This is a genomic window from Pseudomonas sp. Marseille-Q5117 (genome assembly GCF_946901175.1).
Classification (GTDB): domain Bacteria; phylum Pseudomonadota; class Gammaproteobacteria; order Pseudomonadales; family Pseudomonadaceae; genus Aquipseudomonas; species Aquipseudomonas iranensis.
In genome coordinates, this window is the sequence record NZ_CAMPPP010000005.1 from 105741 (window position 1) to 127106 (window position 21366).

9 protein-coding genes and 1 pseudogene are annotated in these 21366 nt (G+C 58.6%); 4 read left to right on the forward strand and 6 right to left on the reverse strand.

Annotated features, from left to right (window positions below; translation table 11 throughout):
- Positions 1-2: 2 nt before the first annotated feature.
- Complete coding sequence (locus OC605_RS10650) at positions 3-1469, reverse strand: hypothetical protein (RefSeq protein WP_262136979.1); 1467 nt, start codon at positions 1467-1469, stop codon at positions 3-5.
- 550 nt (positions 1470-2019) lie between these two features.
- Positions 2020-3042, reverse strand: coding sequence for a zinc-dependent alcohol dehydrogenase family protein (locus OC605_RS10655; protein ID WP_041480274.1), 1023 nt, complete (start codon positions 3040-3042; stop codon positions 2020-2022).
- A 270-nt stretch (positions 3043-3312) separates the two neighbouring features.
- Between OC605_RS10655 and OC605_RS10660 the strand changes: the two genes are divergently transcribed.
- The 3 genes and pseudogenes from OC605_RS10660 to OC605_RS10670 all read left to right on the forward strand — a co-directional run.
- Positions 3313-4227, forward strand: a complete 915-nt coding sequence (locus OC605_RS10660) for a LysR family transcriptional regulator (RefSeq protein WP_262136982.1) — start codon at positions 3313-3315, stop codon at positions 4225-4227.
- A 490-nt stretch (positions 4228-4717) separates the two neighbouring features.
- Positions 4718-5050, forward strand: a complete 333-nt coding sequence (locus OC605_RS10665; protein WP_262136984.1) for a transposase — start codon at positions 4718-4720, stop codon at positions 5048-5050.
- A 42-nt stretch (positions 5051-5092) separates the two neighbouring features.
- A pseudogene (locus tag OC605_RS10670) lies at positions 5093-6019 on the forward strand (IS3 family transposase); the annotation flags it as partial.
- Here the strand turns inward: OC605_RS10670 and OC605_RS10675 are convergent.
- The 4 genes from OC605_RS10675 to OC605_RS10690 all read right to left on the reverse strand — a co-directional run bounded on the left by OC605_RS10675 (position 6010) and on the right by OC605_RS10690 (position 18227).
- Complete coding sequence (locus tag OC605_RS10675) at positions 6010-6333, reverse strand: hypothetical protein (protein ID WP_262136987.1); 324 nt, start codon at positions 6331-6333, stop codon at positions 6010-6012. The pseudogene OC605_RS10670 and the gene OC605_RS10675 sit on opposite strands and share 10 nt — an antisense overlap.
- A gap of 67 nt (positions 6334-6400) precedes the next feature.
- Positions 6401-11920 carry a hypothetical protein gene (locus OC605_RS10680; protein WP_262136989.1) on the reverse strand — a complete coding sequence of 1840 codons (5520 nt, stop codon included), beginning with the start codon at positions 11918-11920 and terminating at the stop codon, positions 6401-6403.
- A gap of 12 nt (positions 11921-11932) precedes the next feature.
- Positions 11933-17203, reverse strand: a complete 5271-nt coding sequence (locus OC605_RS10685) for a hypothetical protein (protein ID WP_262136991.1) — start codon at positions 17201-17203, stop codon at positions 11933-11935.
- 49 nt (positions 17204-17252) lie between these two features.
- A complete protein-coding gene (locus OC605_RS10690; RefSeq protein WP_262136992.1) occupies positions 17253-18227 on the reverse strand; it encodes a hypothetical protein in 975 nt (324 codons plus the stop codon).
- A gap of 261 nt (positions 18228-18488) precedes the next feature.
- Here OC605_RS10690 and OC605_RS10695 point away from each other — a divergent pair, with 261 nt between their 5' ends.
- Positions 18489-21338, forward strand: coding sequence for a hypothetical protein (locus OC605_RS10695; protein WP_262136994.1), 2850 nt, complete (start codon positions 18489-18491; stop codon positions 21336-21338).
- Positions 21339-21366 lie beyond the last annotated feature (28 nt).

Consider the following 21366-nt stretch of genomic DNA (forward strand, 5'->3'; position numbering starts at 1 on the left):
CGTCAGCGTTCCGTCGACCGCTCGAACGGCGCAGCCGAACGCGCCTCATCCGAACCCGAACTCTCCGAGGCCAATTGCGCGGGCGCATGAATCTGCACAGGGCCCGTTGCATAGAGGCGGATCACCAACCTGACCGGCAACCCGCTCACTTCCGTTATCCACTTCAACACCTGCTCCGGCGCGTGCAAGCCTTGCATGGCGCGGTGCAGGTCAGGCATGGCGACCAGCATGCCGGGATGACAGTTGCGCAGGAACCGCTCGAGACCTTTGCCGTTGTCGATGAACGGCGCAAACAGCAGGCACACCAACTGCGTTTCGCTCAATCCGAAACCATTGATGAGGTAATCCTCGGCAAGCGCCCGCAGCTGCTCTGGCCCGCCGGCGTTGTCATAGCTGGCCAGCAAGTGCTCGCAGACAGATTCGGCGACCTGTTTTCGCCGCATGTCGGCCAGCGTGTGACGAACATAATCGTCGATACCCGCCTCATAGGCGCGCCCCTCGATGAAGCGTGCGTACAAACCTCGCACGTGCGCCGAGATCAGAGGGTCAGCGAATACCGCTTCGCCCTGGTACAGCGCCAGGTCGTCAGGTTCATAACCGAGAAATTCGCCCAGCAGCGGCCAGCGATCCTCGATTTTGCCGACCATCATGTCGTTGATGTCGATAAAACTGGTGCGCCGGCAGGCTTCGAACTCACCTTCCGGGCGCCACGCTATCCGGTCGTCATCTGCGCGCAGCTCGCGGTAAAAATCATCACCGAGCCCGTCGAGCAGCGGAAAAAGCGCTTCGAATCCGGCATTGACCAGTTCCGGACCGGTTATTGCCACTCGCTGCATTGCACGGTTCAGGCCTTCGAGGAAATGCTGCTGACTGCCTTTGGTTTCAGTGCTGATCATGGCGTCGACACCATTGTTCCAGCGGGCGATCTGGCTGTAGTACTCGGCCGTCGCCAGATAGGCGTCATCCCATAATTCAGGCGTTTCCAGCCAGGTGCGACAGTGCCCGACCAGCAGCAGATTGACGCGGCTGGCCTCACGCCCTTCGCTGCTCACAGGCGTGCGATGGTCGAACGGCAGCACTTCGCGGTTATCGACCATCAGCACCTCGACCCGCGGATCGTCATAAAGAAACAGTGCGCTGTAGCTGCGATGCAGGTTTTGCAGGGCGAGCGGGCTGTCGCCACTCCAGCGCAGGGACGCCACGCGCAACTGGAAGGTCGCCGGAGCACGTCCGGCGATGGTCAGCTGTGCGGCCCGGAGCAAGGCCAGGGTGTAGCAGCCGTCACGCAGGCCGGACTGAGGCACCAGCACCTTGAATTGCCCAATGTTTTCCATGCCGCCTGCGGCCACCACCAGGCGCTGTATCAACAACTGCAACGCCGTGCGCTCGGCTCGGGAAAAGAAACTCAGCAGACGCTGCAATACTTGCTGATAGACATAGTTCATTGCCTGATCATGGATCGTGCTCATCGGTATTTACCCGGTATCAAAAGTTTCATGCCGCGCAGACATGACAATGGGCGCACGGCAATTGGATCAATAAGTAATAGACGCTGAAATGCTAACACTTACAAAGTTGTAGTTATTTGAAACACTTCACCTGAATAAAGCCATCCAGATGCCAAGCGTCACGCCCAACCGCCCGTATTCATTGGGCTTTCGCCATTCGCAAATGATCTGAGGAAACTTCCCACAACGTCCCACGACAAATCATTACAAGAAAAGCAGAAGCAACTTCCGAAACGCCCTACAGCAATTAAACAGAAATTGGCGAAGCCAGCCGAGCCAGCCATTTGATATTGCCTTGGACAAATTGAATGCACAGCCATAGCTCATTCCTTGAGATGAAAGTAATCATTCAATTATCAGTGCTTATAGTGTGATTAGAAGATACAGATCGAAGGCAAAAACCAGTTCAGTTGCTGAAGGGCCGATGCTTCGATATCGGGAAGGGTTTACTGTCAGCGGAGGATCTAAACAGAAAAGAGTCCGTGGCGGCCACGGACTCTGATGAGCGGATTTACGCGGTTTCCACTTGCAGGGCCACTCGCTCGCGGCATGGGCATTCGTCCATGTAGCGATGCGCTTCGACGAACTCGTTGAACGGGAATACACGCGTCTTGAGCGGCAGGAGCACGCGGTCAGCGGTCAACTGGTTGATGTCACGCAGCGCACGCTGCAGAGCGACGTGGTCCTGGACAATGCCCAGCTCCGGCTTGCCGGTGAAGTTGCCGATGCAGTGCACAAAGAACTGGATGTTCTTCTGAAACGCCGCACACGCCGGGAACGGGGTCTGGTTACCACCTTGCAGGCCGTACAGCACCAGACTGCCGCGTGGCGCCAGCACATCGCCAAGCAACGACATCTGCGGACCGCCAAGACCATCGAACACCACATCGACGCCGCGGTTGTCGGTGATCTTGTTGATGCGCATCAACAGATCTTCCTCTTCGGTGACGATGACCTTCTCCGCACCGAGGGACAGCAGGTACTCCCGCTCCTCCGCCGATTTGGTCGCGGCGATCACTCGCACACCCAGCGCTTTGCCCAATTGCACAAACGACGGGCCGGCGCAGTGGCTGGCGTCAGTCACCAGGGCAAATTGACCCGGTTTGACCCGCGCCAGATCGGCATAAGCGAAGTAGGCGATCAGCAGCGGCGTGTAATGCACGCTCGCTTCGATCGGGCTGAGCACATCGGGATAACGGGTCAGCGCGGTGCGCGGCAGAACGATCGACTCGCCGTAAACCGGATAGTCGTTCGGGCTTTCCGCTGGAAAACTGGCCACTTTGTCGCCGACGGACAGGTCGTCGACATCAGCGCCCACCGCAGTGACCACGCCAGCCATTTCATGACCGAGGCCCGAAGGCAGACGTGCCTGGGACGATGCCAGATTCTGGCGCCACAGGGTGTCGTACCAACTGATGCCGATTGCCTCGACACGCACCTGCACTTCGCCAGGACCTGGCTGAGCAGCCGCATGCTCTTCGCATTTGAGCACCTCGGCCGGACCAAACTTGTGAAAACGGATCGTGCGGGACATCGCAAACCTCGTCAAAGTAACCTCTAATGCCATGAACTCTATCTGGGCTTTCGACCCAAGACCATCAGTGGCTATTAATAGTCGACATGCCTGTCATTGATTCCGCATCAAGGGCGGCATTGGCAAAATCCATGAAAAAAGGCCTGCCACCGTCGCAGTAAAGCTGAATTTTCCGGTGCAGAGTACCAGCCTTTCCCCGTAAGATTCATGCCGGCCATTGTTCTCATATGGCCGCCCTCGTCAAGTTTGATGACTCTGCCAGGACTCCAGATGAATCGTAATGACCTGCGTCGTGTCGACCTGAACCTGCTGATCGTGTTCGAAACATTGATGCACGAACGCAGTGTGACTCGGGCCGCGGAAAAATTGTTCCTCGGCCAACCGGCTATCAGTGCGGCGCTGTCGCGCCTGCGCAGCCTGTTTGACGATCCCTTGTTTGTCCGCACCGGCCGCAGCATGGAGCCTTCCGCCCGCGCGGTGGAAATTTTCGCCCTGCTCTCGCCCGCCCTTGATTCGATCTCGACTGCGGTCAGTCGTGCCGCCGATTTCGATCCGGCGACCAGCACGTCGGTGTTCCGCATCGGTTTGTCCGACGACGTCGAATTCGCCCTGCTGCCGATGCTGCTCAAGCGCCTGCGCGCCGAAGCACCAGGCATCGTCCTCGTGGTGCGGCGGGTCAACTACATCTTGATGCCGGGCCTGCTCGCCTCGGGCGAGATTTCGATTGGCGTCAGCTACACCACCGACCTGCCGGCCAACGCCAAGCGCAAGGTCCTGCGCCGCAGCGCACCGAAGCTGCTGGGCGCCGACACCGTGCCGGGGCCGTTGAGCCTCGACGACTATTGCGCCCGACCGCACGCACTGGTGTCGTTCGCTGGCGACCTCAGTGGTTTTGTCGATGAAGAACTGGAGAAACTCGGACGCAAACGGCACGTGGTGCTCGCGGTGCCACAGTTCAACGGACTGGGCACGCTGCTGGCGGGCACCGATATCGTCGCGACCGTGCCGGATTACACGGCTGAGGCACTGACGGCAGCCGGCGGTCTGCGGGCTGAAGATCCACCGCTGCCGACGCGGACCTTCGAATTGCACATGGCATGGCGTGGCTCGCAGGATAACGACCCGGGAGAGCGGTGGTTGAGGTCGCGGATTCAGATGTTTTTTGGCGACCCTGAGAGTCTATAGTTGTTGTCGAGCGGGCTGATAATCTGATCATTTCTGCCTTTTCATAGTCCATGGAGATCCATCCACTTCCAGAGGACTGCGACACCCCGGGGGCATATTTGAGGGCATGCTTTAGATGGTTTGAAAAGGATGCCCCCAGCCTGAGGTCCAGCAGCCCCCTTCTCGAAAAAGTCACACGCTGCAGCTCCCAAGCCGCCGTCGAGCGCTATCCGACCACCTCAGTTTGTAGTCTTGAAGCGATGTTCTTGCGCCTCTGAGATCCTGACAACCCCGTCCAGGAACGCCAACCGCAGTGGTCGTGGGAAAGAAATAGTAGGAGCAACCATCATTGTTCTCGAACCAGAAGCCATGCGACTCGCAGATCTGATCAAGCTCCGCCCGAAAAGGAGGATCAAGATCTTCGTCCAGTAAGCGAGCGAGATCTCCACTGCTATAAAGGATGAAGACCACTGAACTGGCCTAATGATTTTGGACACCTCGATCGGGCGCTATGATGGCGCCCATACCAGAGGATGTTCCGATGCGAAATTCTTACTCGAACGAGTTCAAGTTTGAAGCGGCCAGTATGGTTCTGGACAACGACCAGCCTGTGCCGGAGGTCTGCGCCAGCCTGGGCATTGGCCCCACAGCGCTGCACCTCTGGGTTGAGCAACTGCGCCAGGAGCGGATGGGCGTGACACCGGTCAATGCCAAGGCCATCACCCCTGAGCAGAAGCAAACCCAGGCGCTCAAGGCATTGCTCAAGCAAAAAGATCGAGACATCGAAATCCTAAAAAAGGCCAGTGCTCTCCTGCTTTCGGACGCCAAAGACCATTCCCGTTGATCGATGAGCTGGGCGAGCGTTATGGCATAGCGGACTGCTGCCCGGGTGTTCGAAGTCAACCGCAGCAGCTTTTATGCCTGGCGTAAACGGCAGGGAAAAGTCGATCCACACCGTGAGGCGCTTAAAGGGGCTTTGGTTCAGTTGCACAAGGCTTCACGAGGCTTCGCAGGTGCCAGAACTCTGTCTCGTGAGCGGCAGAATAAAGGCCATCAGGTCGGCCGCTTCATGGCTGCCAACTTGATGAAGGAAGCGCAGATCGTGAGCCGTCAACGGCGGCGCCATCGCTACCGATCCACCGGTGTGGAGGCCTTGGTGGCTCCGGATGAGCTAAAGCGGCAGTTTGACGTAACGGCGATGAACCAGGTCTGGTGCGGAGATGTGACGTACATCCAGCTAGGCAAGCGCTGGCTGTATTTCGCAGCGGTCATGGATTTGTTTGCCAGACGTATCGTCGGGTGGCCGTTTTCCTTGATCGCCGATGCAACGCTGGCAAGCAAGGCACTTCGCATGGCGGCGGAGCTGAGAGGAAAGCCAGCTAGCGTGATGTTCCACTCGGATCAAGGCTGCCAATACACCAGCCATGAATTCAGGGAAGAACTGGCCAGCTTGGGCATCAAGCAGAGCATGAGCCGTAAAGGTGAGTGCTGGGACAATGCGCCCATGGAGCGATTCTTTGGAAGTCTGAAGTCGGAATGGGTACCCGAGGGCGGCTATGACTCGGAGCCTGAAGCAATGGCTTACTTGCAGCGCTACGTGCTGCGTTACAACAACGTCAGGCTCCACAGCTACAACGACTATCGGTCGCCTGTAGCCATGGAGAAACTGGCGTCGTCAAACCTAAAACGGTGTCCACTTTTACTTGACCAGTTCAGCTTGCCAGCGATGAGGCCAATGAACGTTACATCGGCCTTGCGGACGTCATCGCCGGCAAGCCGGCTCCTACACCCACTTCGTCGCCCCTACGTCTGAAGATTCCATTGAGCGTGGCCGTAAGGAAGCGCATCCGTGAGAACAACATCGACCATGCCTACCTGATCTGTATTCCCCGGCACGAGGCCTTCCAAGGTACAGACGAGTTTTCCGTCGCCGTCTTCCAGCACCACACCGCCAGCATCGGGAACGTAGATCCATCGCCCCGATGATGGAAACCCCTGTAAGGTCGCAGCCGTTCGGGCCCAAGGTCCCGTCAACCACTTGTCCTTCGTCGTGATGACCACATAGGCCTTGGGGTCTGCGTCCGAGGGGCCACCGGCGAATTTGTTCAAGCGAATATCCTGGGGCATGACGTCACCTTCTATACATTGGTTTGGCGAAACATTTCTCTCATTGACCTAAACCTGTACCAGCGCTTCATCCCTTCCACGTAGCAGCCCAGTCCTTACCATTGGTATCAAACACCTGCCCTTCAGTTGCCGTGGTCACTGCAGAGCGCCCAGCCCAGTCGTACAAACGCGCCAACAGGCAGTTCCCTGCGGCCAGCAGCTCCAGCACCGGCCGACCCTGTATTTGAACCAGGCGGCAAGGCCCGCTGGTTCGATCCTTGAAGAATGCCGGCACGGACGCGGCCGAACTCGACAGGCACCAGCCGCAGTCAGGGTCGACCAACACCTTGGCGCTCTGAAAGACACCATCCGCATTAATCCGTATCGGTCTGGACGCGATGAAGCTCTGATCGAGGTCCTGCCATTGCGAGTCCTTGAGCACTGCAATCGGCCCGATGAACTCCGGTGTCCAACGCACACGGGCTTCTACTTGTGCGGCCGGATCGGGAAACATGTACTTGACCAGGTCAGTCCAGTGGCGAATGGCCGGCCATGCACCGTCATCACCCACCGCCCGGTGGAATCGGTAGATGTACCCGACGAGGTTGCTGGCATTGCTCATGTTCCAGGCAGGTACCGACTCCATGAACGGCGTGAACACTATCGGTGGATAAGGGGCAGCGCCGCTGATCTTTGCACGCGAGGGTTTGTAGACTGCCTTCAGCGCCCCCAAGGGTATCGCGCCATCCGGTGCGGCAACGTCCTTGATGCGCTCGAACAGCAGGAGCAAGTGGAAGCTGTTGTCTTCTGCTTGCACGCGCTCCTCGGCACTGCCATTGAAGTCACTTGCCTCTACCGGGTTGAGTATCAAGTCCCGGGAAATGTCTTCTTTCTGCTTGGCGGCGTCGCTGCTTCTCGCGGTGCTGGTTCGGCTCAGCTTCAAGCGCTGCGTATCCGGGTAAAGTTCAAGCCAGTAGCTTTCGTTGGCGAAGGTCAGGCTGCGATACGACATGCCGATGAACGTCAGCCAGTGCGATTCACTGTAGTCACTCAACAGCACCCGCCGCAGGGCGGGATCAAGATTTGGCGCCCCTTGACGCACTAGTGTGATTGGCACAGGGGTGTCGCTTATGCATTCACTGGTCGGGAGGTAGATACCCGTTTCCTGCGGCGAATGGATGCGCACGGTTTTCCAGGCGCCGTCTTGCAAGGCCTGCAACAGGATCTGCAAACCCCACAGGCTTTCGGCGTTACCTGACCACATCCCCATGTGCCAGCTGCCGATCAGTCGCTGGTCATCGCGTTGGGGGGCGGGGGCGATCTGCTCAAGCAGCCCCCGCCCCGCCACTGTGAGCTGATCAATGCTGCTGCCGATTGGCAGGTCCAGGCACCAATCGTGAGGCACCCAATGCGTGCCTTCCGGCCGTCGACGTATCGACCACTCGAATTCGTTGGGGGACTGCGAGTGGATGGGCAATGCCTCCGGCTGGGTCCATTGCGTGGCCGGGTCGAGCATCCGCCGCAGGCGGACCTTGGCCATCACCCAGTACTGGAAAACATCCGTGCCCGTGGGACGAACAATGATGGCGGTCTGCGCGACCTTGGCATTGCGATCCAGATCATAGGTCAGGCCGAAGGGAGCACTTGCCTCGATACCCCAGTCTTGCACACGGTAAGGCTGTGTCTTGTCATCTCCCTTCGTGCCCGTGCCAAGGCCGTAGGTGCTGGGGTACGGTAACAAGGTCGGCGAGCCCAGGGGGCCATTCTTGTTGCCGGCGTGGAAGATCGGGTTGGCGCCTATTTCATAGACCCCGTTGACATGTGTAGCCTCCAGTTCAACCTCGATGGTTTCGCTGACGCCACCGAAGCGTGCCCCGGGGTCTGTCCGATAGATCACGTCCTCCAGAACCAGGACACTGCCATTGGCCGTCGCCGTCCAGTTGACTGCACCTGACCGCAGGTCGGGCTTGAAGGTACGCGTCAGGGGCAACGCCACCTTGACCCGAGGTGGCGGAAGGCGCAACGCCGGATCCTCCCAGCGCACCCTTGCCGGGATCAGCCCGCCCCGCCCCAACTGCTGGTCGATAAAGGGTTTGTCGACGATCCTCCAGCCCTCAAAACGCCAGATCGGACGCATCAGGCAGGCGGCGTACTTGGCCCCATGCTCGGGGGTGATCCGATACCCGGAGAGTGTTTGCGGCTTGTTTAAAGCAATGCACAGGTCGCCCTGCTGGTTCACCTCTTCGGCGAAGCGGCAGGTCACGTCGTCACGCCATGACTCGGTGCCGATAAAGGGGCCGCTCCACGCTTCCAACGTGCCATCACCCAAAGTCCCCCGCGCGAAGGCCAGCGGGTAACCCGTCCAGTGCCATTCGTGGCGCTGGATGTACAGCCCGCACAGCAGCTCTGCCAGCACGCCTTGAGTCGGCGCAGCGGCCGGTGTGACGACAGCACGAATTTCGTTGTCGACCTTGCTCACGCGGGTCTGCGCCAGCAAGTCGGAGAACATCGACCCGGCAGTACTCCAGTCAGGGTTGCGGGCACACTCGAACCAATGTTCATAGGTACCGTAATAGCGGAACTTCAAGCCATTGGGGGGTGACGACTCTACCCAGTCCTGTGGATCGCCAACGTCATCCATGCGTTGCAGCGGTCCTTTGCAGAAGTCCAGGAGCACCAGGCTGGAGCACTTCACTTGCACGAACCACCCTGCTGCCAGGGTAATGGTCAGGTCTTTCCCGCCCGCGACGCTCGCTGAGCTGATGCTCCCATACGTTACGATGAGGTTGGCATCACCGATGTAGCCATCCTTCACGCCCACCGATGGGCTCAACCGATGTTTTGACTTCGTCTGCTGGATGCCCTTGGCATCGAAGAATTGCACCTCCACCCCAAAGGCCCGGACAGCTGGGTGTCGTGGGCGCACCGTGATCCCGGACTGTTCGGCAAATGGCTTCAGCAGGGCTTTCTGCTGCTCCAGCACCTTGTCGGCGACCTCGGAGCGACTCAGCTCATCGCATTTGTCCTTCCTGTTAGCCGTCAATGCTGACCAATCCGCCTGCAGCCAGCGGTCGATCACTTTCGGTGTGGCGTCGGGCCCACGTATCTTGAAGGCGACTGTGTCCAGCCCTCCCTTCCACAGTGCATTACCACCGGGCTCCTTCGGTCGGATCAACGCTATGGGGGCGGACCGCCCTTGCAGCCCCAGGTGCAGGTGCGCACGGGTTTCATTGCTATAGCGAAAGCATTGCCCCGGGTCCGCGGGATTCTTCAGCGATAGCAACGGTACACCGGGAACAACCCTGCACAGGAAGGGAAACGGCTGGGGCGAATAGTGCTCAAGCACATCCTCGGCGACCTTGAGCCGCCTGTCGTCCTGCTCGTCGGCACAGTGCTCATCCAGTACTTTGCCGGCATTGCCAATCGGTGTAACAGCCGCCACGTAGTTCACACCATAAGCCAGCCGGGGCGGCCAGTCGGAACCGCCCGGGGACGAGGACTCAAGCCGACGTTCCCTGGACCAGAAGAAGTCCAGCGCAAGGACGCCGTCGGGGTCATCCTCGGCGGATCGCCCGTTTACCGGCAAGTCCTCGTCAAGGCGCGCACAAATGGGCACCCCTTCGTAGTTGAAACTGACGACCTCGCGTCCTCCTTCACGGGTTGCACCGACTGTCTCGTGATAACGATTGGGCGTCTTTTCGTCGCCAATGATCTTCCACTTGCCATCGGCTTGCTTGACCCGGCAGGCCACATCGGTGATCCAGTCGCAGCCCAGCGCCCGGTCAACCAGCGAAGCAGCACCGGCATAGCCTGCCCCCAGAGCAATAGCGTACCCCCGCAGTTGCTTGTTGACCTTGTCGGGAGCCAAGGTGTCGACCTCGATCCGAATCGCAAGGTCAAGGTCCTCCGGCAGTGTCGGCTTGCTTGGCGGACGGGCCTTTTGCAGGGCGTTGGTGAACAGCACGATCACCTCAGGCGTTGGCGTATACCCTTGAGGCGCGCCACTGAGCAGCCTGAGCGCTTCGCTCGCATACAGGGCCTCGAGATCTTCCCACTTTCCGCTTGCCGTCCAGGTCTCTATCTCGGTTAACTGCGCCTCGGTAGTGACCCGGTTAGGCGAATCGATGTTCTGCAGCAAGGGGAAAAGCATCAACTGCCCGGCTTCCGGTGCGCTCATCTGTTCCAGGAGCTTCAGGCACAGCCTATGGAAAAATGCCGGATCGTTCACCTTGAAACAGTCCTTGGCCCACATCGAAAGCCAGGCGGCAAACAGAAAGCGTGCAGCCTGGGCGTCGGCCATGCACTGCCCGATCGCCCGGATCACAGCGGACGCATTCGGCGTGCCGAGCGTCTCCGCCCCTTGGGGCTTCAATTGCTCAATGGCCACAAGTAGAGGCTTCAATGCCTGGTGCAAGGCCTTCAGGGTTTCAAATGCCTTGCGCCCTTGCTCACCTTCCGCCTCGACCAGCACCGGGTCCCCCGCATTTGCGAACGTCTCTGCCAACACCGCGAGTACGTTGACGGGCTGATACCCACGAATGGCGTCGATCGTCAGGCCGGTAAGATCCTGCTTCGATAATTGCTCCCATAAGTTCGATACATAGGATTGCGGTACGTTGTTGATACACCTGACCCCACGCCGCAGATCCCCTACGCCCATCATTCGCTGCATGCAGGCACCCAGCGGAAGTTTTAGATAGCTGTTGTTGTCTGACGCGGGCTGCGCCATGTCGATGGTGGGTAACACCTGCCAGAGCGCAAGAAATTCGTCCCACACACTCGCCTTTGTCTGACCCGGCTGGGCGAAGATGGCCAGCGGACAGATCGACGGCGCAACCGCACCAGTCTGCGCCGCCTCATTCAGCAGGCCGCCCTGGGCCTGGGCCGCCTTGATCCTGATATCCGGTGCCTCCAGGCGGTTGGTTCTGATCGAAAAGGCGAAGCCAGGGATGACAGCGGGCGCGCCGGCGACGGGGGCGTCGGCGGTGAATGCATATTCCACGTCGATGATGCTGCTTCCCGCAGGCCCTGTTACCGTTTGTGGCCGCAATGACCACAGCTCGCCCCCCACATGCGCCTTGAGTTCAGGCACCAGCCATTGAATGCCCGCCTGCTGCGGCACGGGAACCCTCAGTGTTCTGGTCATGCCCAGGACCGTCCCGGAAATGCCCGCTGGCAAATGGGTCAATGGCGCGAACTCGGTTGGTAGCCTGTTCGGTTCAGGCCGCGCGCCTTGATGCGTGTCGTCGTCATCCGGTAGATCGAACGGCTTCGTGCAACCGGCACAGCGAGACTGTATCTGCTCCCTTATCCGCGCCTGAATACCGGACGGGTCGGTCGGCGCCGCGCTCATGGCCGACGGTGCAAGCGCGGTAATGACCCGGTTGACATCCACCGCATGCCAGCCCACCAGCTCTGTTTCCCAGGGCCAGATCAGTTGGCCCAGCTCGTTCCAGAATTGCGCCCCGATGCTGACGGGATCTGCCGGGGGGTTGAAGTCACCATGCGGCATGACCCAGTTCACTGAGTAGGCATGCTCACTTGCATCAAGCGTCGGGCCTTCATCGTTGCCGTGTAACAACCACCTGAAGTGTGCCAATTCCGGCATGTCGGTTTCCCCCTAGATAGACTGTTTCACCGAGCGGCTGATGCGAACGCTGTAGCACCAGCAGATCTCGATCTCGACATCGATCCTGCCCCGTCCTTGCATCGAGCCCCCGCTGTGCTCGACCTCCAGCGCCAATGACAGGTAGGCGTTCAAGTAGCCCAACAGGCGCGCCGAGCCATTGACCATCAGGCCAACGGCGACCCGGCTGCCACCGTTGGAGCTCAGCGTCGCCTCCAGGTAAAGTCGAATGGCATAGGATCCGGTCGCGACACTGGCCAGGGTGAAGCTGCGCGTCGAGCCGACCGACACCGCCATGGACGCGACATAGTTGACCGCCAGCTCCTTGTTTGCGCCTTGCGGCTCAAGCCCCGCGCGGGCGTTCAGCCAACCTCCGCCGCCATAAGGCCCCACCTGCATAAACACCGGCGACTTCGAGGTCCCCAGATCAAAGGCGCTGACCACCGACATCTGCCCGTTGACGACACGCACGGCGAAGGCAGACTTGATCGTCGCCTCACCAATCGACAGCGAGCCAAACTCGTAAGGACCGACAGTGCTCTCCTGCGCCATGCTGACGCCGATCGGTTGCCCGGCGCTGTCCTTCTCGATCTTTACGCCTTCCGGCAGCTTGGGCATCTTGGCCTGGAACACCTGGGTGATGAACAGTAGCGCCGGGTGCGGCTGGACGTTCCTGGGGTCCAGGTCAAAGGTGAAACCACCACTGTCGCTGTACTGCACGTTGGCGTCACGGAAGGTCACCAGCGGCTGACCACCAAAATTCATGATCCAGTCGCCGCCGAAGCGTGCCTGCGTACGCGTCACTGTCTGGCTCTCGCTCGCCTCGACCCGGGAGTTGGCTTGCAGGCGCGGCTTGCGCACGTCCATGCTGAACCCGGCGATGTCGAACAACTGCTCAGTGCTGGCGAAGGTGTGATCGATGTCGACCCGTGCGCTGGCCGTGCGTTTCTGCGCATCGACCTGGTGGGAGAAACGGATGGCGCTTTCCGGCAGCGTGGGTAACTGGAACTTCTTCAGCAACGACTCGAAATCGATGCCCGCCTGCTTGATCACATCGCCGAAACGATTGCCTTTGAGCTGCAGCATTTTCAGGCTGTCCTGAAACCCCTGCACAGGCAGCGCCATGCCCAAATCGCGGATGCCCCCTTCCAGTTCATGCAGGCGAGCCACGAACGGCGATGTCTGTATCTGAGTGCTGATGTCATCGAAGATGCATTCGATCTGACGCGTGTTAATGCTGAAATGCGGAATCTGCGGGGGCTCGATCAGCATCCTGATCGACTTGAGCGCTGCGCTGGCGCCCCCCAGCGCCCCCGGAAGCGCCTCGGCGACCTTGCTTGCCGCCTCGGCATAGTGCTGGGTCACCTCGTTCATCAGTGCCTCGGCACTGGCGGTCATCTGGTCGCGCAGGTTCGCTGCGGTCTGCTCGATACTGGCCTGCATGGACTTGGAAAACGCCTGGAATGCGTCCAATGCCGTGCAATCGAGCGCATCGACCAGCGCGTACAACTCTATTTTCTTGCTTGTCAACGCGTTGATGACACCGGTCTTGCCACCCTCGATCGCTGTCATCGCGTCGGTCTTGATGATGACGAGTCTGGCTTTCAAATCCGCGACCGTACTGCGGATCACCGTGTCGAGCTGAGAAAAGGCCGCGTCGTACTGGCCAGGGAAGCTTGGGTCGGTTTTGCCGGTGCAGTAGTCCTGCAAATTGCCAATCCGGTTATCCAGCTCGCGAACGGCCAGTTGAATATCGGCTACCGCGCCCGACGGGTCGATGACATCGAGCTGTTGCTTGACCCGTTTCAGGGTTACCCACGTGCCGGGAGTCCGTTTTATCAAGGTCTGGCGCAAACCCACGACAGCCTTTGCGGCGTGATACAGGGGCATGCAGGTTTCTTTCGCGGCTTGCTCGAACCCGGACGCGCGCAGACTGAGCGTTTCCAGCAAGGGCTTGAGTGATCGCTCGTAGGCCCCGCGAAGCGACTTGTCCACCTCGATGCCGTTGATCTGGGTCGCGAAATCTTCCAGGGCTTTGCTCGCATCGTGCAGCGTCGTTTCACCCTCGACGACCCACTGACGCAGACACATGGCCAATGCGCCCAGCACTACCTGGCTGTTGTGACGCTGCACTGCATCGAGTTGCTGCTTGATTGGCCCGATCAGTTGTACAAGGGCATCGAGCGTTTGCCTGGTGGGCGCAATCCAACCCTCAATGGCCTGGCGTTGCTCGGCTGGCACTCCATTCAGAAAGGTATCGATGGTCGTACGTGCATCCGCAATTGCGCTAACCAACGGGCGCCCTGCCAGTGCGTCGTCGACTACCGAGGCATATCGATGCAATGTGCGGCCGATGCCGCGCAGCGGATCGATCAGGCGCAGAACGGATGCATTGAGTGCCGCCAGTTCCTGGCGCAGAAAAACCTTCATGACCTTGAAATTGGCAGGGTTGGCCGGGTCCAGCTGATCCACCAGTTGCCGCAGCGTCTGCAATTGCTGGTCGGCCAGGTCTCTGACAGCGGCCTTGAAACCGGCCCCGTTCAGCGTCTGATCGAGCCAATGCTCGAAGCCCTTGATCTGCGCGTCGGCCAGTGCGTCCGATTGCGTCGTCAACTTACCGGCACGTTCCGATACCTGGGTCACCGACTTCTCGGCGTCGCCGAAGGCCAGGTCGATCTGTGCCTTGAGCCGCGCCTTGAAGGTGTCGCAGTCACCGGCATTAATGAATGTCCGTAGGCTCTGGATGTCCTTGAGCAGCGAGTTGACCACCGCCTCGATGCTTCTTGCCTCTGCGGCGTCGCCCACGGCCTGACGTAGATTGTTCGCGTCGGCCTGGGGAAAATCTGGCGACTGGAGGTCTACCCGCGAGGTTGCGCTGGTGCGTTCGATGTGCACGGTTTGCAGAGCCGCGAGCAGCCCCTTGTCACTGCGCCCATGCGCGATGTTGGCCTGCCCCTGGGGGGTGACGCGCATGCTGAAACGCGGATCTTCCACCACTGCCAGCGTGTAGTCCGGGACGATCTTGCGCCCCAGCAGGAAACTCGCGGAGACCGCCGGCGCTGCATTGGTGAATGTGGGCTTAGTCTGGTAATCGACCCCTGCTACCGCCGGCCACTGGTCGGGGTCGCTGTGGGTGTCCTTTTCCGAGTTGGAGTAGAAGTAAACGTCCTGCGGATGCTCATGCCAGTGATTGACCAGCGCCTCGTTGGCATCGAACGCCACTGGCCCGAGCCACGGCTTCACATAGAAGCCACTGCTATCGTCCGGGTTGTACAGGGGGATCTGGTAGCCGCTGTGGTCATCCAGGTCACGCCCCCAGGCACCATTGACATAGATCCGCTGCGTGGCAAAACAGAACGAGTGCAGGCAGCCGCACTTGTTGCTTGCCGATGAGCCCTCGGCGCTGAAGATCCGGTTGGGTTCTATGATCTCGATGTATTCCTCGATCTTGCGCAGCAAGGGTCGCCCCTGGTGCGCAGCGCTGCCCTGCTCGTCGAGGAATTGACGGCTCGGCACGGTGCTGCGGCCATACACCACGACATGCCGTGCCCGGTTCCAGGCTGCGGCGATGCGACCGATCCGGCTTTTCACGATTCGCCACGCCTGCCCGTCGCTGCTGCTGATTTCGAAGGTGGTGCGGTCATTGTCGAACGACGCCTTGACGTTGCCGCTGGCGCCCAGTGCCGAAAGGGACAGATCTGTTAAAACGACTGAGTCGGTGACGGGGTTTCTCAACACGCCGCGCAGCTCCGAGGCAAATTCCACGGTGTACAGCAATCCGATAGGCAGCCGTCTGGCGTTGTCGACATTGCCGGGCGCGCCAAGGAACGCACTGACCCAAGGCTCTTGGTCGAAACCCTCCGGCAGCCGGTCGATTGCCAGCGGATAGACCGGGCCGGCGCCTTCGTTCGTCGAGCGCAACTGAGCACTGAGGTCTTCGATCAGGTTCAAGGGTTTATCCGCATGCGCAGCATCCTTGAGCACGAACACGGCCAGGCGATTGCTGAACGTCGCCCGGTTAGCCAGGTGCTGGCGACGCAGCAGGACATAGGTATCCCGTAGCGCAAGTCCCTGTTTCATCTGGGCCGCGCACCAGCGTGCCAGCCCGTCGCTCAAGGCATCGAACAACCAGCCGGGCACGCTTTGAGTAGTCGTGACCACGGGCGCCAGGGCGATTGTCGGCCTGCCCATCATCGCGCCGACTTCGCTGATCACCACCGTCTGGGTGGAGCGCTCGGTGCGGGCGTAGGTCAGCTCCAGGGGGTAGCCCACTTCTGTGGTCATGCGCTCAAGCTGCGCATCCTTGAGGGTAGAAAACAGGTCGACGGGGTGTACCGTATAGCGACGCGGCAAGCGCGACGGTCGGACGGTGAGCGTGGTGCAACGCGAGAAGCGTTGCTGCACCGGCTTGGCATCATCGATTGGCGAAGCCTGCCCGGCACCCCAGAATCGCTGCCCTCGCTCCATGGCTTCGCCAATGGCCTGGGGCGGGAACTGCAAGGCCACGGTCTCTACGGCAAAGCGCCATTGCGCACCCTCGGGATCGTTGCTCAACCACTGCGCCTGGATTTCTCCGGCCTCAGGGTCGATGACCGGCTTACCGAACCGGGAAATGGAAAAGGGCGAATGGGTCACCTGCACGGGGAAGTTACCGGCCTGCGCGCCGGGCGGCGCCCCTGCAACCAGGGTCATGAGCCAGACCGCATCGCGTGCCATGGAGCGGTTCTCATAGACCAGTTCCAGGTAAAAATCGGGAGAGGCGACAGTGGGCTTGTAGCTGTCCATTCGGCTGGATACCCCGACGAAGGTATCCCACTCCTTGTCCACTTCCTTTCCGGACAGGTTTCTCAATGCCGTGTGCAACTCACGGAACTTGGGAAAGACCGGCGATAAGGTAAAACTGCTCAGGCTCAACCTGATCCTGGAGAAGTACTCGGTCTTCTCGTAGATCTCCAGGTAGGCCGCATGGCCGGTTTCGGCAAAGGTGAATTCGACACCGTCAATCGTAACCGGTGGCGTGTTCTTCTTTAGTGTCAGCGTTTGCAGGACGGCTGTATCTTCTCTGACGGCCGCATTCGAATCGGCCGTCAAAACCAATGTCACCGTATTGTTCAAGTCCATGTGTACATTCAATACGGTTGGCTTGCCCGCCACCCTCTCCACGATCGGCATCAGGCTGATTGCGCTGCTTCTGCGGACATTCAAGAGCCCCGACTCCACGCGCTCGACATGCTTGTTCCATTGCGCCACGAAATCTGCTGGCATCTCCGATATCCTCTGGCAATAGGATGAACACCACGTAAGAGCGTTACCGTCAGTCTTTGGCTGGCCCGGACTTGGCCGGCGGTGGCCCTGTCAATCGGATGACCGAAGACAGCAGCTTGTACCAGTAATCTCCACCCATAGACGCCGCCAACGCCGACACCCCCACACCTGTCATCCAGTACGGCAACATCCCGAACGCCTTTAAGGAAAGCGGCAGGTTCAAGAACGCTGGCGGATGTTCCCAGCCGATGTTCAGGGAGGTGACCAACGAATCACGCGCCTCCTCGAAACGGCACTGAGCGGGCAGTTTGTTCTGCTCACAGGCCGTGGCCCATTCGCTTGGCAACTGCGCGTCGTACTTGTGGGCCTGATCGAACAGCGTTCGGCGCAGCTCAGGGTCGATGGCCAGCGCACGGGCGACTTCAATAGCATTGATGTTCAGCGAAGCGCACAAAACCACGGAAATGATCAACGACAAGGCCTTGGCATAGCGCTTCGACCAACCTTCCGCACGCTCCATGCCGGCATCAATCCATTGCGCGATCTCCAGCTTGAACTGCGTGAGCAACTGCACCGAGTTTTCGGCCTGAATCTGTGCCTTGGTCAGGTAAAACCGCAACAGCGACCGCAGCGCTTCTGGCTCGACACGCTCGACTTGCTGCTCGATATAGGCCAGCAACTCATTTACCTGCTGCTTGTCCCGCGCCGCGCCGTCGGCACGCAGCAACAGGTCGATGACAGCGTCGGCAATCAGCGTGCTGGGTAGGTAACTGGGTTGCTTGCCCGGAGGGGACATTGACTGGATCAGGGGGTGATCAACGAGAAGCCGGTAGAAAGAATCGGTGCCTGTACTTGCTCCGACACTGGGCATGAACAATTGTTCTAAACACAATTGCAAGTTCTTGGCGCGTATCGATTTTATATACGTCTGGAATACTTCTGTGAGTGTGGTTGCACATAAGCCAAGCAGGGCAAACGTTGCCAGTAGCCCCACCATCAGTTCGACAATAAATGAACCAAACATGATGATTCCTTTCCGCTCGCGCCGGTCGGGTAGCCTTCGCTAACATTGATAACATCTAGATTGTTTTGAGCACGTTAGCTCAGAGGCTGGGAAACGCAAGAACACGCTCGCGGAATTTTCAGAATTCAATAGTTTGTAACGGCGTACTGTTTCATTTGTGATACAACTTGCTCGCACTAAATGACAACTTGATTGCAGTTTGGTATGGCCCTGCTTTACTTCCCGCTGTAGAGGAGCACCTGCATAAGGGAGTGACACTCGATGAAAAGCGACGGGGTCGACGGTGACGAGGATCCATTAACCAAAAGTGATGTTGACCCTGGCGAGGAGCAGTACAAGGCAGAGATAGTTCGTATCCGCGCCCGTAGGCGAGTCTTGGAGACCCGCGTTCCACTAGGGACTGGCAGCAAGCAAAGCACACTTTGGGGGCTTGCGTTATCTGGCGGAGGTATCCGTAGCGCGACGTTTTGCCTGGGTATACTGCAGGCTATGGCCAGGGCCAAGCCACCCGCAACCCGAGCAGCCTATTCAGGAGATGCTACAGAGGGGCATCTGCTCCCACACTTTGACTACCTCTCCACGGTCAGTGGCGGTGGCTACATTGGTGCGTTCTTTTGCAGCCTGTTCCAAAGTGGTCGGTTGCGGCCCTACATCCCCCGCCCAAGTCAGACCGAAACCAGAACACAGCAAACCGATGCGGAATCCGCTGAAAAAGATTCAGCCCGGATGGCCGCAATAAATGCATACGAGGTCTTGCGATTTGAGCCGCCGGGCAGAATCCACAGCGGTATCAATTATGAAAAGAAGGACGTCGGCGATGCCCCAACAGCCTGGCTACGAGAGAACGGTCGATATTTAACTTCCTCAGGTGCGGGCGACCTGTTCTATGGCATTGCACTAGCCATCCGCAACTGGATTTCCTTGCACTTCGTTATCGGCATGCCAATACTTTTCACCTTGGCGCTGCTGAATGTGATTCAGCTGTTGATGAAAGCGTATATACCGCAAGATATCTTTGACCGGCAGACACCCGCCTTACTAACTTCGCTTTGGTTATTGCCTGCGTTGGTAGCGCTGATTTGGTTAACTCCGAATGTGTTGGCATTCTGGCTGTTCTACTCGAAGAAAGATGCAGAAACAGATAAGCCTGTGATTAATAACACGGCGCTAAAATCGTGTGCGTTCATAATGGCGATTTTTGGCGGCCTGGTATGGCACTACAAGGACGCATTGCCCGACAAATTGTTAGGGACTCTGCAACTGGCCATACCGGTGATGGCCTGCGCCATGGGGTGGGCTATATGGACGGCCTACCGTACCCCCGTCGAGCTGCCGACTCTGCGTGCTTTCAGGGTGAACATCACCAAGCGCTTGTCCAAAACCCTCCAGTTGCTGCTGGTCGTCGGTTTGATGGTGGCGGCGTTCGAATTGTCGCGTGCGCTTTACCAGTGGTTTTCGTCAACGTCGCAGTGGTGGTCGCTGAGCCCTGCAGCAGTATTGGCCGGCATTGTCTGGGTTACCCGGACGGTTGCTGGGCTGCTGGACGAACGGGTTGAAAAAAATCCATTGCTGAAACTTCCTTTACCCTGGTTGGCGATGGTGTTGGGAGGGGCAATGCTTAGTTTAGTGGTGTTGTCCTGGGGTATTCTGCTGCACTGGCTTTTGACGGAGCAATGCTATTGGCAATGCTCAGCTATTCATGAGCTGGGCTCCTGGATTCTCCTGGGTATTGCCACAGTGCTTGTCGTTGTCGGTGGATTATTTATCGGTTTTCTCAATCTTTCCTCCTTGCAGGCGTTTTATTCCGCACGCCTCACCAGAGCGTACCTCGGCGCGTCCAATGGCTTTCGTTTCGCATGGTCGAAGGACGAGGAAACCCGCAAGCATAAGTTGAGTGTCAGCGACCCCTTACCAGGAGATGACCTTTCACTGGAGGACTATTACGGCGCTAACTCCCTGGCGCCACTGCACCTGATCAATGTCACGGTAAACCTTACCTCCGACCCGGTCGGTCAACTGGTGCAGCGGGACCGTAAGGGGCTGCCATTGTGTATCGCCCCCGGCATATACGCTACGGGCGCGTCGCAATCCGTCTCGTACCGCTTTATCCTCGACGGGGAACCCCGGGATCGGGTGGAGAAAAAGGAGCTGCTCAGCGAAGCCGACCAGCCCTTGACCCTCGGTCACTGGATTGCTACTTCGGGAGCGGCATTCAGCACCGGTCTGGGGCGTACAACATCGCTAGGTACATCTCTGGTGTGCGGGCTTGCCAACGTCAGGCTTGGCACTTGGTGGCCGGCAAATTTCGCGAACAAGAACGACCCCGAGGGAAAACGCGATTCCAGAAAAGGTCCTTGGTTGGCGAAATGCTTGCCTACCCCCTATTACCTGTTCAATGAACTCACTGCCACCTTTCATGGCCTGCAACGGGACTATCAGTACCTCTCCGATGGTGGGCATTTTGAGAACACCGCTGCGTACGAACTACTCCGTCCAGGACGGCGTCTGGATCTGATTGTGCTCTGCGATTGTGGGGCTGATCCGGAATACCGTTTTGAGGATTTGGCCAATCTTATTCGCTTGGCCCGCCTGGACCTGAACCTGGAGATTGAGGCCGACAAAGGCTATCTCGATCACTATCGTTTCAAGGAACTCAACAATGTACTCGGCAAGTACGAAGATTTTTTAACAGGAACCGTGCGAGAAGATAAAACCAACGACTCAAAATTGGCTGATGATCAGTGCGCGTTACTTTTCAATGTGTTCAATCGCGACGAGGACTCTAAACCCAGGAAGCTGGTGTGCGTTTTACTGGTCATCAAGCCCAATATAATTCCCCGCATGAGTGACGATGTACGTTTCTACTCGGTCACTCACCCATCGTTTCCAAATGAACCCACCATTGATCAGTTCTTCAACGAGGCTCAGTTTGAAAGCTACCGACAACTGGGGCTAAACATCGGGCAATTACTCTTTGGTTCGGGGCACCCACCACAAGACAAGAAACCTGATGAAAAACGAGAAAGCTACGAGTCACTGCTGTGGGCCTACCTTGAAGAACGACTAAAGAAAATTGATAGGAGCGCCGATCAAAATCCTCCATTGGCGTGATGCTCTTGCCTTGATTTGAAGCTTCCCG